We start from the raw sequence: 15,446 nt of genomic DNA, 5'->3' as shown, positions 1-15,446 counted from the left end.
CCTCCTAATATCTGGGTCCAGAAGCGACGCCGACTGCGATCTTAGCAGCAAAATCAAAAACTTACCAGCTTGATTTGGTTATACCGGGTAATTCTCCGCGATGCGCCATCTCGCGGAAACGAATCCTGGAGACGCCAAACCTACTGAGGATGCCCCGGGGTCGGCCATCAACAACATCACGAGAGCGCACCCTAACCGGTGACGCATCTCTAGGCAGCTTCTGCAAAGCAGCCTGAGCCTCATCGCGCCGTTCGGGGGCTGTCCCCGGAGCGGCGATAATCCTCTTCAATTCCTGCCTGCGAGCAGCATACCGCGCGACAATAACCTTGCGCTTCTCGTTCTTTACAATCTTGCTAAGCTTTGACATTCAACGCTCCTCGCGAAATTCCGTGTGGCGACGAATAATAGGATCATACTTCTTCAGAACGATCCTATCAGGATCATTGCGACGATTCTTGCGAGTGACATATGTAAAACCGGTACCGGCAGTCGATTTGAGTTTCACAATCGGACGAACGTCCTGCCGTTTTCTTGCCATTAGAGCTTAACGCCCTTTTTGATAAGATCACGCACAACCGCGTCGATACCGCGCTTGTCAATTAACCTGAGGCCCTTGACGGATACATTGAGGGTAACACGCCTACCAAGGGTTGCCACATAAAATGTGCGTCGACGCACATTCGGATCAAACCGCCGTTTAGTGCGGCGGTGGGAGTGCGACACGGCGTACCCAAAACCAGGCGAAGCCCCTGTTACCTGACATACCGAGGACACCCGTCCGAGTATACCAGACGCAGTATAGTCACAATTCGCAGTTGCTCAGCAGGTGATATATCGCGAGATACACAGAATTGCAGTTACATTATTACAATTACATACATTATTACAGTTACACTGCAACCCTAGGTCTCTTTATGTCCAGGTCCCTTTATTCGTTGGGCCTGCACATGCGTCAGTTTTGATTTACAAATATGCACTCCGCGATGTAATGCGAGATAATGAACTTATTCCCCGAATTTGTCCATGACAAAATGCCGTTCTGAGAATCCATAAAACTTCCCAATCCCCCCGGGCGCAATCCGGCCTTTGAAAGCTGAGATAGCAGAATAGTGTCCTGCTGCGCAATTTCACCTAAACACCGCACTGACAGTTTTCGTGCTTTTTGTCGAATAACGGCCCGTGAAAGAGAAATCACATCACGAAATGGTTCTACAAAATCACTATCAGCTGGAGGAATTGGTGTTCCGTATGTGGTAAAAGATGGATTATTTAATATTCTTCGCAGGTGCTCTTCGAGGTGATCACTCATAACGTGTTCAAGGCGACAAGCTTCCAAATGAATATGCTCCCATTCAAGGCCTACCACGTCATGCAGAAGAACCTCCGCCAGGCGATGTTTGCGTACAACGGAAAGCGCGATTTTCCTTCCCTTTGATGTAAGGATCAGGCTTTTGTTCGAAGAAACAACAAGTAACCCATCGCGCTGCATTCTCGCAATCGTCTGAAAAACAGTTGGCGCCGTGTGTCCGATACGCTCAGAAATCCTGGCCTTTATTATCGGACTAATACCTTCTTCTTCGAGATTGACAATTGTCCTCAAGTACATTTCAGTTGTATCAACTAGATCATTCACCCGTAAAGACTACTTCCCGCAAAGAGCTCCGCGTAATCGGCCGTTTATTCGGTTCGACATTTAGAGAGCTGCTGTCTAGAGATTGCATCAGTTATTTGATAACCACCACGGTAGCGGTGGGATTTGAACCCACGGAGCACAGGTGCGCTCACGCGCTTTCGAGGCGCGCTCTTTCGGCCACTCAGACACGCTACCGTGTATCCCAGTGTACGGGAAATATTCATGCATCCGTATGAAACATGCATATCTGATACCGCCCGGAATGATACGCACTTAACAGCTATAACATCTATTTGATATGCCATGAATCTTGAGCGATGGCATGCAGAATGCAATAACGCACGTAATGTACACCCGAATGATCAAAAGTGTCGAGAAATGGTTTATACACTTGTTTGGCTTCCCCATAAAAAGTACTAGCAGTAGTTGCATTATGGATATGGCCTAACGTCCCACACTGAGATGATCGGGTATTTGGGCCTTGCAAATATTGTTCTGCTCAAATATTGTTCTGTAATCCTCTTTGTAGGGCAATTCGATCTGGTTTACCGCTAAAAGTGCGGGGTATTGGATGAATAAGCTTTATCTGTCCAGATCGGCACGCGCGGCCAAAGGTTGAAAGGAGGGTGTTTATTTTTTGCAGGCAATCAGTCCTATCGGCCTTTGTGACATCACCAATATCGATAAACGCACAGAACTGCTGACCCCATTTTTTCGACTTAACACCCAGCAAAACAGCATCCTCAACGCAGTCAAGAGATCTAAGAGCTGTTTCGATAGCGTTTAGGTCAAGCTTCATCCCTCCACTGTTTATAACTCTGTCGATCCGGCCGTGGATTATCAATTTTCCCCGATTCATAACGGCAAGATCATTTGTGTGAAACCACCGCTCACCTCGGTCAAAAAAAAATCCTGTTTCATCGATTTGCCCGTTTTCTTTTAGATACCCAAGCGCCAGACTGGGGGAGGCGATTGCGGGCCTTCCGTCAATAATCTGTATCTGCACTCCAGGAAGAGGAAGGCCATTGTAAACGCATCCACCAAAAGTTTCGGTCAACCCGTATGAAGTAAATAAATTGATCCCGAGCAACCTGCTTCTTTCAAGCAGTGATCGCGCAATATGCTGCCCTCCGACAATAACGCCCGTAAAGCCACTCAAAACTTTTGCAACGTTTTTGTCATCCTCTGCCACCCTAACAAGGGCACTGAGCTGGGTTGGGACAAGTGCAGTAAAGGTATTCGAGCAAGATAACCTCCGGCATGCATGTATGAAATTTTCAGGGGAAAATCTATCCTCAGAAATATCTATTGGTTTCGTGCCAGACAGAATGGATCGTACAAGCACACGCACCCCGGCAGTATATTGCTTTGGTAAGCACAAAACCCACTGTCCATAGCCAAGAACGGAGCAGCACGCACGAGCAGAGTTCATAAGAGATGATGATGAAAACGCAACTCTCTTGGGCGAGGCGGTTGATCCAGATGTATTTATTACGAGACAAACCGCATCGTCGACCATTATTTTGCCCCCGCATGAGAGAGGCTCTTCTGACGCACAAATAGCAAATCGCTCGTCCTCAAGGACTCTTTTTACAGAGTCAAGTGTAATTTGCCCCCGCATGAGAGCCTTGGTCATACTAGAAGCTCCAGGGAAAGCTTGACCAGTCTGGCCGACGTTTTTCGAGGAATGCGTCACGCCCTTCTTTTGACTCATCTGTTGCATACGCAAGGCGTGTGGCCTCGCCTGCAAAAATCTGCTGTCCGACCAGGCCATCATCAACGGCATTTAGCGCGTATTTAAACATACGTATCGAAGTCGGTGACTGCTCAAGAATCCTCCGGGCCCATTCGTATCCGGTCTGCTCAAGATACTCATGCGCAACCACAGCATTAACCGCACCTTTTTCGAGAGCGGTTTTAGCGTCATATTCTGCCGCAAGAAAACAGACCTCGCGTGCAAACTTCTGCCCGACCTGTCGGGCGAAATAGGCGCTTCCAAAACCTGAGTCAAAACTTGCTACAGTTGCGTCTGTTTGCTTGAATTTGGCATGCTCAAGGCTTGCAATACTGAGATCGCACACAACGTGCAAGGAATGTCCACCACCCGCAGCCCACCCGTTTACCAATGCAATAACAGGCTTTGGCATAAAGCGAATCAGTCTTTGGACTTCAAGAATATGCATCCTCGAAGAACGGTGGGAATCGCTGTATGCGTATCCATCCCTCCGGCGTGTTTTCTGATCGCCCCCTGCACAAAAAGCACGGATACCGTCGCGCGGGGATGGGCCATTGCCTGTCAGTAAAACAGCACCGATCTTATCGCTGACCCGTGCATGATCTAGCGCAGCATAAAGCTGATCAACAGTTTCGGGTCGAAACGCATTTCTAATCTCTGGTCTGTTAAATGCAATACGTGCAACCCCAGGAGCTGTGTGATACGTTACATCACAAGCTTCGAAGCCCTCATGCGCCACCCAAAGGTCCGGGTCAAACAGCTCACTAAGCAACACATGTTGGAGTGTATCAAAGGTGGGAGCACCTTTAGATTCACCCACACATTAAACCCGATGAATAACAAACCCGATAAATAACTGTGATTCAATTACGTCAGTGATTCACTATGGGGTTATCTCATACAAGGCAAAATCTGTGCGTGGTGTTTAGCGCATTGAGTCAATCATCGGGTGCCTTCATGCGGTGTCACCGCATACGGTAATAGGCTGTATCGAAATATTTTGCTCTATCCCCTGTACTGTGTGCAACATGTGTTTGTTACACCATTTGTAACAATGCGCATTGTTACACCGCGCATGATGAAAATTGTCACGGCCAAGGTACTCCGTTGTCAGGGCACGTTCCTTTGTCAGAGTACGTTGTTATCGCTGTACTATGTTTATGAGAGCCCCTGTTTCTGTGGGCACTCGTGCATATCATGACTCGTGCATATCATAAGATGACCCCAGTGGTCATAAATCGTATCGAGAGTTAGCATGAATCGTAATATGTTAGCGAATCCCACCATTAGACGGATTACAAATGACAAGAAAACTTGAAATACCAGAATCGCGCGACCTGCCAGATTGGTCTCATATAGGCGGAGGAAAGGTCCGTGAGCTTTATGTCCATAGACAATACAAGAACATCCTCCTAATGTTTGCATCAAACCGGGTAAGCGCATTTGACTTTGTCTTAGAGCCCGAAATTCCCGAAAAGGGGCGCATGCTGACACAAATGAGCAATTGGTGGTTCCGTAAACTGCCTGCCGAAAATCATCTTCTGGAAAATTACGACCAAGAATTATATAGAGACCTTGCAAGCCACATTCCAAGCCACATTCTAGAAAGGTCAACAATATGCAGGAAAATGGATATCATCCCATTTGAATTCGTTATAAGGGGTTACTTAACTGGCTCAGCATGGGCAGATTATCTCGAAAACAACACGGTTTACGGGATCAAGCTAAAGGGAAAATTTCGCCAGGGTGATAGGCTCCCCGGGCCAATTTTTACCCCAACGACAAAAAGTAGAACAAAGGATACGCCCGTTCGCTATGAAGATCTTGTAAATGCAATCGGTTTGAGCCATGCGCAGCAACTTAGAGAGATGTGCACGGACTATTACACAACCGCTGAACAGATAGCACGCAACAAGGGTCTTATTATTGCAGACGCAAAGTTTGAGTTTGGCATAGCTGAAGGGAAAGTGTATCTTGCTGACGAGCTGCTAACAGCTGATTCGGCAAGATATTGGGATATCAATTCATGGGGGCAGTTTGATTTGCCCATAGAACGCAGATTGGATAGCTTTGACAAGCAAGCTGTGCGCGATTGGGTAAAGTGCAATTCTGGCAAAAACATAACCCCACAAAACATAACCCCACTGAGACTTCCGCAGGAACTTATTCAAACTGTTTATAAAAAGTACAAAACATTACTAGCTAAGCTAACGGGATGAAGAAGGGGCAAAGGTCTGGTCACCAATAAAAACCCTAATCTGCCTGATCCCTGAAGAACTGTCTTCTGATAACTCCTCACTGCGCCTGCGTCAACAAAAGCCTGTGTTAACGAGAATCTGCGTCAACGAAAGAAGGCGCGTTAGGAGACAATGCTCATTGCAAGAAATGCTCATTGCAAGAAGGGTGCATCTAAGAGATATTCATGGTGTACGCTGCACACACTGCAAAGGCGCCATACAAGATACCCATACAAGATACCCAAATATGGTGTATCGAAAGCACCATTTTGCATACAGTAAGGTGTGCGCTAAAATGGCCTCACTCCGTGCGGTCGCGGAGTTGCTTCTTCTTCGGTTTTTGTTTGTTGGGATCCCCTTTGCGTGAATACGAACTGCTGGTCAGCCTTGGGTCTGAATTTGAGCCTGAGGCCGAGTCTCGTGTTAGAAGCCTCTTTACTCCAGTCGAACCCGAAGGGGTTACAGTAAAGCATCTTGATGTTCTGGGAATACGGAAATTTGCTTACGAGATAAAGGGTCGCAACGATGGGGTTTGTGTTGTTGTCAGGTTTCTAGCAAATGCCGGGTCGATCGCGGAGATTGGCAGGCAGATGCGTCTGACAGAGGATGTTATACGTACTAAACTTTTGCGAGTCGGACGGAAATAAAGGGTGGATGCAACCGTTACCGTGGTGGGCAATCTAACAGCCGATCCGGAATTGAGGTACACCGCAACTGGGGCGGCTGTCGTCAACATGACCATAGCAAGCACCCCTCGCATGTACGACAGACAGTCCGGCGAGTGGAAGGATGGGGAACCTCTTTTTCTTCGTGGCATTCTGTGGAGAGAGTATGCCATTAATGCCGCGGCCTCCCTTGCGAAGGGAATGCGAGTTGTAGCTGTCGGTAAGCTAAAGCAGCGAAACTATGAAACGAGAGAGGGTGATCGCAGAACTTCGGTTGAGCTTGAAATTGATGAGATTGGCCCGACTTTGCGGTACGCAACAGCGAAATGTTCGAGGGCCACGCAGGCTGGGCATGGTGTGTCTCCTGATCCTTGGGCTGACTCTCAGGGCAGTCAGGGTATTGACTCTCACACCACACGTAGTGAGGAAATTACTGAAAACGCGAAGAATGGCGAGGGTGCCGGGAAAAACGAGTTAAATAAAAAAGTTCTGGTGGGAGATAATGTATCTTATGAGGATTTTGACAGTGATGAAGTTCCTTTCTAGTTGTTGGTTGATCCATGGGATATAGAGCAAAAGGTCGTCGACAGCCTAAGGCTGACAGTGTTGTTGCGCCGCCGAAACGCGTGAGTATCAAAGGTCTTGATTACAAGGATCTTGCATCTCTCAAAAGGTTTTTGTCCGACAGAGGTAAGATAAGGGCGCGCAGGGTTACAGGGGCCTCAATCCAACAACAGAGGCAGATAGCTAAGGCCATAAAGAATGCCAGAGAGATGGGCGTTATACCTTTTAAGAGCGGTGTAAGCAGATGACGAGAGTGATTCTCGTGCAGGATGTCAACGGTCTTGGGTCCGTTGGTGATGTTGTTGAGGTAAAGGCTGGTTACAGCAGAAACTATCTTGTGCCAAAGGGAATGGCCGTTAGGTGGACGGAGGGCGCGCAGAAACATATTGGAGACATCTCTGCTGCAAGAAGAGCGCGCGAGGCCGCTGCTCTACAAGAGGCGCGCGATATTGCAAATACCCTGGCAAAAGAGGCTGTAACAAGAGAGTTAAGGCTTGCCGCAAATGCCGGAGAGGATGGCCGGTTGTTTGGGTCTGTTACTGCGGCGAATATAGCGAAAGTTTTGTCTAGTGCAAGTGGTCATAAAATTGACAGGGGGAAGATTGAAATTGATTCACCCATAAAAACTCTGGGTGAACACACCGTCAAGGTGAAGCTTCACCCGAATGTTAAGGTTGATATAAATGTTGTTGTTTATGCCGAGTAGTCTATTTTCTTCCGCCCCCTCCTGCTAAGCTTTGATTATGAGGAAAGTTATGGTTGATACGAAAAAAACCTATTCTGTTCTGCCGGTTGTTGCATCGCTTACTGCTGTAACTCTTATAACGTCCGGCTTATACATAAACCCACAGACATACACACACGCTGCTGAGCAAACTAAAGAGGCAAGCCAGCAACCTGTAGACCTACCGGGACGTGATATATGGCTCCCCAAGCACATATCAACCACTGAACAGGCAAAGGCCTTTGCAGCATACTTCACAGAGAAAACCCACCTACCCACACATGTATCTGGCACAGATGTATACGTAAAAACATATGCAGGACCAGACAAGATAACAGGAACCATATCCTTTACCTCCTCCTCATCTACGACACCAGCCACCGGTAAATATCCATCAGCTGTTAGCTTTCTGAACTCAGGTGATCACAAAGGATGGCTAAAGGTCAGTCCGGGAAGCCTAACCAGTGACGTATCTGGGACATATACAGCCACTGCCGAATATAAGTCAGCTGATTCATCCACAGTGCTCTCTGCATCATATACCTTCCATGTATATGATGAGTATGCGGTAACCCTTGTTACACGCGGTGAAGCATCCCTAACATCTGCTCTAAAGACCCAATACTCAGGCGGTTTATCTCTCTTTGGTACCGTTTCCCAAAGACCACCTGCATGTCGTGGTGTGGACTGCGTGCATAACAATCAACTGAGCATTCCTCAGGGTCTACAACTCGTCAACCCCGTACAGGGTATTCTAGGTGGCACTGTTACAGCCGCACCCGGATATTACACCTTTGGTCTAGTGGACTCCACAAAGAGATCAACCGCAACAATAAATGACATTGTTGCAGTAGTGGAGATGATAGTCCAGGAACATCCCACCCTTGACTCTGCTGATATATCTGTTGGCCCCGGCTCACAGGTCTCATATGACCAGCGCCCCTTTCCCGGCAGAACCCTGGGTGGTCCAGATGTTACATACACCCTAACCGACCAAAAGCCTGATAAAAAGCCCGGCCAAGAGATAGAAGAAGGTAAATACACTCTACCCAGTGGACTTTCCTTTAACTCCACAACAGGGAGAATCTCAGGTACTGTCTCAAAGACCCAGCAGGCCCACACATACCCCCTAACAGTACGCACCCATCAGAACTATGGAGAACTTGCCAAACTATTTGATCTCAAACCCTCTCAGGCCATAGCCACCATAGTTATCTCTGTAGTAACACCACCACGTGTTACCTATGGAACAACAACCATAGACTCAAGCACAGGCACAATAACCTCTGCTATACCAACTAACCTGGATTCCCAGGCCCTCAAATTCTCCATCAGGACTAAGCCATATGGCCTTGATGCCCTTTCCATCGATCCCTTTACAGGTGCTCTGCGTGGCAATATTGATTCCGGTAATCGTCTATATCCTGTTCCACCAGAGGGTGTATACAGGGTGGTTGTAGAGGCTAAGAATCAGCTGGGCCAGTCTGCCTATTTTGATGCACCCGTAACTGTTGGTGAGCATGTAAGCTTCGTTGGTCGTCCGATTCCATCTGACCCACTGGATAAGAACAGAACACATGTTGTGGCAGGTGTTGCCTATAGCCTATCCCCTGCGTCTGGTAATCAAGATAACCCCCTCTCTCAACCAACCAGTGTCTCTTACTATCGCCTGGCAGACGGAACAAATCAGAATGCAACAACACCAGGATCTAATAGTCTTCCCAAAGGGCTAAGTCTTAATCCCAATACAGGTACCATATCTGGCACTGTTGCTTCAACGGGTGATGAGATACCCGCTTCTGGCACATACTCATTCAGAGTTATTGCAGTTTCTCTCGGCGGAGAAAAAACAGAGGTTACATATACTCTCCGAGTAGAGCAACCCTTTGTAGCAGGTAACTCTACCGTATATGTCAGCACAGACCAGACCCTGGATAAGACAACAGGTGTTCTAACAGGTATAGTCGGTGGCACAGATGTTACAGTCTCTCTTCCGCAGGGAACAAATCAGAATGCAACAACACCAGGATCTAATAGTCTTCCCAAAGGGCTAAGTCTTTCTGTCTCAGGCACAGGTGAATCCTCTACAGCATCTGCCAGATCAGTACATCTAACAGGTAAGCCTGATGGATCTGTTGCACCGGGAAGATACCTAACCCGTCTATCAGTAACAAGCGGGGGTGTAACAAAAACTGTTGTTCTTGTCGTAGTAGTAACAAAACTTGCTCTCAAGGATAAGGCTCGTGCAGAACTTGAGACACAGAATATCTCTGTTTATCACCAAGAGGGCCAACCCTCTGACCCTATCTATGTGTCCCCTCCTGCCCTAACAGGTGTAGATGGTGAAACTGTTATATACACCCTAAAGAGTGGCAGTACACTTCCCGCAGGTCTCAGTCTAGGCCATGAGGGAAGGCTGACAGGCAGACTCTTAGGTGCCACAGGTGTCTCACAGTTCACAGTTACCATAAGCACCAGACACAGCAAGAGCTCTATCGACCTAACCTATAAGATAACCCACCTGCCCGTATCTCTCGGTAAACAGACCGTTACGACATCCCAGGGCGGAACAATTGTTCTACCTCCATCAGTTACCGGTCTTACCACTGCCGGCACTTATTCCATAGGTGAACCAGATACCAAGAGTAAGAAAAAGAAACCCGAAGAAGGTGCAACATCACCTGACACACACGATAAACTGCCCAAGGGTTTACATCTGAGTCCTGAGACAGGAACCATATACGGCGTAATAGATAAGACTGTCAAAACAGGCGTGTATAGCTTCCCCCTAACACTCACCTATGGGGATGATAAGAATAAGAAATCTGTTTCTGCTGTAGTAGAGATATATGTAACACAGGGTGATCCTATTATCACACCCAAGAATCTTGTCTATTACAAAGGTGATACTAATCCTGTCAAGGTCAAGACCCTAGACGGTCAGGACTTTTCAGGCCTACCTATAACCCCAACCGCAACAGACACTAATACATATACATGGTCTCTCTATGACTCTGGTAGCACTGAGGGCACAGGTATCATTCCTGCAGATAGTACTCTGCCCAGGGGTCTTAGTCTGGATAAAAGCACAGGTAAGATAACAGGAACTATAGATTCTTCTGTTGAGTATGGAACATACACCTTTAGGCTAAGGGCAACCAATGCAACAGGTGGCTATGGTGTAGCAGATATATCACTGATATATGTAACAAAGCCACACACCACACCAATCAGTCCTGTTACTAATCCTGTATATGCAGCACCTGGTGGGCGTGTCAGCATACCTCAGTTGGATGGAAAGGGTGGATTCAAATACACTCTCGTAGATGCCCGTAACCAGGCAGAGACAGTAAAGAAGAGTGACGGACCTGTTCAGTTTGGGTTACCAACAGGCCTAAGCCTGAATCCTGAAACAGGATATGTGAGTGGCACTGTCGGAAAAACCGTTCTCCCCGGGACATATGTCTTTGGTGTGAAGGTGTCTGCTGACAGCCTGGATACAGGTCGCTTCCCCGGCTCATCAGAGACCATTTATTATGCACTGACAGTTACAACACGTCCTGTTCTTGAGTCAGTAGATGGACCCGTGTATAAGTCTCATCACGTTACCATCCCGGCTAACCTGCTCAATGCGGGGACTGGCACAACCTTCTCCCTATCAGGATCATCCAGTATCGATCCGGGTGTCAATAGATATCCACAGGGTCTTTCTATAGATCAATCAACAGGCACCCTAACAGGCTCTGTCTCATCTGCTAATCCCGGTTCCTATACATTCAGAGTTCTTGCCACAACAGATGGTGTCTCAACTGAGGCCCTATATCATCTAACGGTAAAGACCCCACCGCCATTTCCAACCACAACATACTCTGTTGTTGCCGGTTACACACCCCATACAACCGGGAGAGAGCCTCTAAAGGACAGGTTCTCTGTTTATCTGGATCTCTCCAGGAAATACCCTTCCTATACATGGACCTTTGGTAGAGATACAGTCCAGGGCACAACTCCGGGTGAAAATACTGTTCCTCTAGGCCTTGTCCTATACAGCTCTGAAGGTGCTCTTATCGGTAATGTTGATAAGTCTGTTAAGCCAGGCCTTTATTCATTCGATCTGGTTGCTCTAGACAATGGACAATATGTCTCATCTCTAAGAGTTGAGATAACTGTCTTTGAATTAGATGCAGTAGAGTATCCTGAAAACACCCTTGTAAAGCCCGGACAACAGGTCTCCATAACTCCCAAGGTCCCAACTGATCTTGATCAGGCACGCAAGCTAACGATTACCGCAGGCTCAGGCGCTGTTCCATCTCTAAAACCGGGTGACGGGAGACTCCCCCTTGGCCTTACCATTACAAAGCCATCCCTGACATCCTCATCTAAAACATCCGATGGCCTCGGTGCAATACAGGGCGTAGTTGATCCCCGTGTTGAAGCCGGCGAATACGCAGCACATATCGATGTCTTCCAGGCAACAGGAGAGCAGATACCTGTTGGTGCCAGAAGAACTGTTCTGGTAAAGATACGTGTTGAAGGGCAGGCAACCCTGCTTTCCCCAACACAGCTTGTTGTGACAAAGCAGGGTGCATCTGTCTCGTTCTTCCCACATATAGCAGGAGGTCAAACCTTTGCCTTTGCCAATGGAACATCATCATCCATAACACCAGGACCCAACAGAGTCCCCGCAGGCCTAGGTATAAACCCTGATACAGGTCTTGTCCAAGGCACCCTTGGCACAGATGTAGAGGCGGGGAGATACACCTTTGGCATTACAGCAACAGGCTCCCAAGGCACCTCACCTGTCACCTTGCAGGTTACTCTCCTTGTCTCAGCTATTGAGAGCAGAAACTACTCTGTAGTAGCCGGGCGCCCCGTTCCTGTAAATAAAGATACAAATACAACCGGATACACCTATGCATTATCATCTTCTTCCTATTCCTCTGTAGTAGCCGGACAGGGAAGAATCCCACGCGGAATTACCCTTGACAGGACAACTGGTAACATAACTGGCACAGTAGGCAGAACAGTAGCAGCTGGTCTATACACCTTTGGTGTTGATGTCTTCTCAGCAAGAGGATCACGTATCACAACTGTTATGTACTCTGTCTCTGTAACAGATGTATTTGGAACAAAACCCTTCTCTGCTGCTGTTACGCTAGGAACACAGGTCAGCCTCCCATCAGGTCAGGATGATGGAGGATCAGACTTTTCCTTTGTGAATGCTGCCTGGTCAACAACACCAGGACCCAACAGAGTCCCACGTGGTGTCTTCCTGGATCCATCAACAGGTTCCCTAAAGACCCTGAACCCACTCTCAGGTGTTCAACCCGGGATCTATACATTCACTCTTTCCTTTGGCCCACGTGGTAGAAGGTCCTCCTATCTATACACCCTTGCTGTCCTACCACCTGTTACCCTCTCTGCCCTACAGGGTGATCAGATAACAGATGAAATAGCTATTCCTTCAGGAATCACACTAAGTGGCCTGCCGAAGGAGTATGGCATAGTCGTTGGTGCAGATGGGTCTGTTACCTCAAAGGCAATAACACAACCCCCAGGCATCTACAGCCTGCCATACACAACCAGGTATTACGGTCAACCCCTATACACCTCTGCACCATCTACCGCAACCCTAACAGTCTCATCTGTTTCCCCACTATCGGCAGATGTAAATGACGTCAATGCCCTGTTTGACAAAACCCCAGAAGAATCCCTAAAGGAAACTCTAACCTTTGCCTTTGCCCGTGGAACATCATCATCAACAACACCAGGACCCAACAGAGTCCCCGCAGGCCTAGGTATAGCAGGACCAACAGGACGTGTGGCTGGATTCTTCAAGACTGGCATACAAAATGGTGTCTACACATTTACAGTTGATATCTCAACTCAGTCAGGCAAATACCTGGGATCAAGGCTATACACAATAACAATAGGTGCCCCTGGAATAGATGCCACAGTGAATCTGGTAAAGATAGCTGGTATATACCAGTCAACCTCCCCCGTAATCTTCTTTCCACCAACACAAGAGGGAACCTACAGCCTGTCATCAACAGCTACCTATAGTGCAACACCAGGACCCAACAGAGTCCCACTCGGCCTACTCCTGGGACGTGCAGATGGATCACTAACAGGTTCGGTCTATGGCTCCTCTCCAGGTGTCTACACATTCCTAGTAGAGAGCACCTATGGACAACAGCTCTACCGACTAACCCTAAAAGACACAACACCACCACCATCACACACCCAATCTGCCAAACCCACAGAAAAACCTAAAGAAGAAAAAACACCTACAGAGAGTAAAGGAGGGGGATTCTGGTCAAAAGTAGGTAGTGGTATAGCTGCGCCATTTAAATGGATATGGCATGGCATAACATGGCCATTCAGAAAATTATTCGGTAGTCGCTCTGAAGCCCCTTCTTCAACCACCAATGCAACCGGTAACACCAGCGGCAAAACGCGCGTCAAACGAGATACGCCAACAACACCACCCGAACACCCTCTCAAGTCTGTCAATGACCAGATAACAAAAGTGACCGATGCTGTAAATAACTTTCAAAAATCTGTTCTAACCTCTCTAAAGAACTTCTTCACCTACCTAACAGACACAGCTCACCTCAAATTCCTAGACCCAATCAAAGATGGACTAACCACAATAAACAATTGGGTAACCAAAGTAAACGAGCCCGTCAACAAATATATAGGTAATCTAAGAGACTGGGGTCTATTAGATACGGATCATAAAACAGAAGGAACAACCCTCAAAGTTCTAGACAAAATAGTAGACCCCCTTACATCCTGGTTGCCAGAACCCCTAAAGGTCCTAACCAGTAATGTTCTAGAATCAAAAGGTCTAGTCACATGGACAAAAGGTACAGCCACAACCCTGATCTGCAAGATCCCGTGGATAAAAGACCTGTGTGATAACTCTGATAACTCTGATAAATCCTCCAAATAACCACTCTTGGTAAGAGACAGTGTGTAAATGAGAGTGTATATTGCGCACAATGGTTGTCTTGAAGCTGAGCCTATTTATGGGACTATCTGCGAGCTCGTGGCGCAGAGAAAAATGTCGGTCATTACAGATCCCCATGCCCGTAATAATGAAAGCGCTCGTAATACTGACAGCGGAGTAGTTTCTCTCAATCAAGCCGGGCGCAATAAATATCTGGATCAAGAGACAACATCACGGTCTATTAATGTGCCGTTTTGTGCCGGAATATCCATTGGTGGAGATGGCACCTTTCTGCGAATGGCGAGAGACTTGAAAAACACAGGAACCCCGTTATTCGGAGTAAATATGGGGCGAATGGGATTTCTGGTCGATATCGAACCAGAAGATATAGTGAATCTCGTTGAAAATATCGTAAAAGGTGAATATACAGAAGAAAAACGACTACCGATAACAGCAAGCGTTCAAAGAGGGGGTAAAAAGATCCACGACGAGTGGGCGGTAAACGAAATTACAATTGAAAGAAAGGTTGAAGGAAAAGTCGTTGACATAGAGGTATTTGTTGACGGATGCAGGGTGATGGACATTAGCTGTAATGGCATTATTATTGCAACCGCAACAGGCTCAACTGCTTATTCGTTTTCTTCGGGTGGACCAATTGTTTGGCCAGAGATGAAGGTGACTCTGGTTGTTCCGGTTAGCCCGCATGAGCTGTTTGCTAAACCAATCGTGTTGCCAGATAATCGATCAATTCTGCTCAAGGTTACATCTAGAGATAATAAAGTAGTGCTGTGCAGTGACGGGCAAGTGAGATTATGCCTGCAATCCGGCGATGAAATTGCGTGCCACGTGGGAAAGGTGCCCGTTGTGTTTGGCCGTGTGAAAAAGGGGTGTTTTGCAGAGCATCTCGTAAAGAAATTTAACCTCCAGACCGCTTGAGGG

At 47.4% G+C, this 15,446-nt stretch carries 13 protein-coding genes and 1 tRNA gene; 7 read left to right on the top strand and 7 right to left on the bottom strand.

Annotation, left to right across the window (positions count from 1 at the left end; translation table 11 throughout):
* Nucleotides 1–61 precede the first annotated feature (61 nt).
* The 7 genes from rpsN to TWT_RS00640 all read right to left on the bottom strand — a co-directional run bounded on the left by rpsN (nt 62) and on the right by TWT_RS00640 (nt 4,188).
* A complete protein-coding gene (rpsN, locus tag TWT_RS00670; RefSeq protein WP_011096088.1) occupies nt 62–367 on the bottom strand; it encodes a 30S ribosomal protein S14 in 306 nt (101 codons plus the stop codon).
* Nucleotides 368–538: a 50S ribosomal protein L33 gene (gene rpmG / locus TWT_RS00665; protein WP_011096087.1), complete on the bottom strand. Its 171-nt coding sequence runs from the start codon at nt 536–538 to the stop codon at nt 368–370. It abuts the gene before it with no gap.
* Entirely contained in the window at nt 538–774 is a 237-nt protein-coding gene (gene rpmB, locus TWT_RS00660; protein WP_011096086.1) for a 50S ribosomal protein L28, read from the bottom strand. Before rpmB ends, rpmG begins: the two co-directional genes overlap by 1 nt.
* A 178-nt stretch (nt 775–952) precedes the next feature.
* A complete protein-coding gene (locus tag TWT_RS05135) occupies nt 953–1,633 on the bottom strand; it encodes a metal-dependent transcriptional regulator (protein WP_011102359.1) in 681 nt (226 codons plus the stop codon).
* Nucleotides 1,634–1,741: 108 nt separating this feature from the next.
* Nucleotides 1,742–1,828, bottom strand: a tRNA-Ser gene (locus TWT_RS00650).
* Nucleotides 1,829–2,132: 304 nt separating this feature from the next.
* On the bottom strand, nt 2,133–3,347 hold the full coding sequence (locus TWT_RS00645) for an AMP-binding protein (protein ID WP_237696851.1): 1,215 nt from the start codon (nt 3,345–3,347) through the stop codon (nt 2,133–2,135).
* Nucleotides 3,271–4,188, bottom strand: a complete 918-nt coding sequence (locus tag TWT_RS00640) for a 1,4-dihydroxy-2-naphthoyl-CoA synthase (RefSeq protein WP_011096083.1) — start codon at nt 4,186–4,188, stop codon at nt 3,271–3,273. Before TWT_RS00640 ends, TWT_RS00645 begins: the two co-directional genes overlap by 77 nt.
* 481 nt (nt 4,189–4,669) lie before the next feature.
* Between TWT_RS00640 and TWT_RS00635 the strand changes: the two genes are divergently transcribed.
* The 7 genes from TWT_RS00635 to TWT_RS00600 all read left to right on the top strand — a co-directional run bounded on the left by TWT_RS00635 (nt 4,670) and on the right by TWT_RS00600 (nt 15,443).
* Nucleotides 4,670–5,587: a phosphoribosylaminoimidazolesuccinocarboxamide synthase gene (locus tag TWT_RS00635; protein ID WP_011102357.1), complete on the top strand. Its 918-nt coding sequence runs from the start codon at nt 4,670–4,672 to the stop codon at nt 5,585–5,587.
* 365 nt (nt 5,588–5,952) lie between these two features.
* Nucleotides 5,953–6,252, top strand: coding sequence for a 30S ribosomal protein S6 (gene rpsF / locus TWT_RS00625; protein ID WP_237696850.1), 300 nt, complete (start codon nt 5,953–5,955; stop codon nt 6,250–6,252).
* Between the two features lie 3 nt (nt 6,253–6,255).
* Complete coding sequence (locus TWT_RS00620; protein WP_011102355.1) at nt 6,256–6,816, top strand: single-stranded DNA-binding protein; 561 nt, start codon at nt 6,256–6,258, stop codon at nt 6,814–6,816.
* 14 nt (nt 6,817–6,830) lie between these two features.
* Nucleotides 6,831–7,082 carry a 30S ribosomal protein S18 gene (rpsR, locus tag TWT_RS00615; RefSeq protein ID WP_011096079.1) on the top strand — a complete coding sequence of 84 codons (252 nt, stop codon included), beginning with the start codon at nt 6,831–6,833 and terminating at the stop codon, nt 7,080–7,082.
* Entirely contained in the window at nt 7,079–7,540 is a 462-nt protein-coding gene (gene rplI / locus TWT_RS00610) for a 50S ribosomal protein L9 (RefSeq protein ID WP_011102354.1), read from the top strand. The genes rpsR and rplI overlap by 4 nt, the downstream gene beginning before the upstream one ends.
* A 37-nt stretch (nt 7,541–7,577) precedes the next feature.
* Nucleotides 7,578–14,510, top strand: a complete 6,933-nt coding sequence (locus TWT_RS00605; RefSeq protein WP_237696849.1) for a putative Ig domain-containing protein — start codon at nt 7,578–7,580, stop codon at nt 14,508–14,510.
* Between the two features lie 27 nt (nt 14,511–14,537).
* Entirely contained in the window at nt 14,538–15,443 is a 906-nt protein-coding gene (locus TWT_RS00600) for an NAD(+)/NADH kinase (RefSeq protein ID WP_011102352.1), read from the top strand.
* Nucleotides 15,444–15,446: the final 3 nt, after the last annotated feature.

Source organism: Tropheryma whipplei str. Twist (assembly GCF_000007485.1).
GTDB classification, from domain to species: Bacteria; Actinomycetota; Actinomycetes; order Actinomycetales; family Microbacteriaceae; genus Tropheryma; species Tropheryma whipplei.
This window is presented reverse-complemented; position numbering and strand designations above follow the sequence as displayed.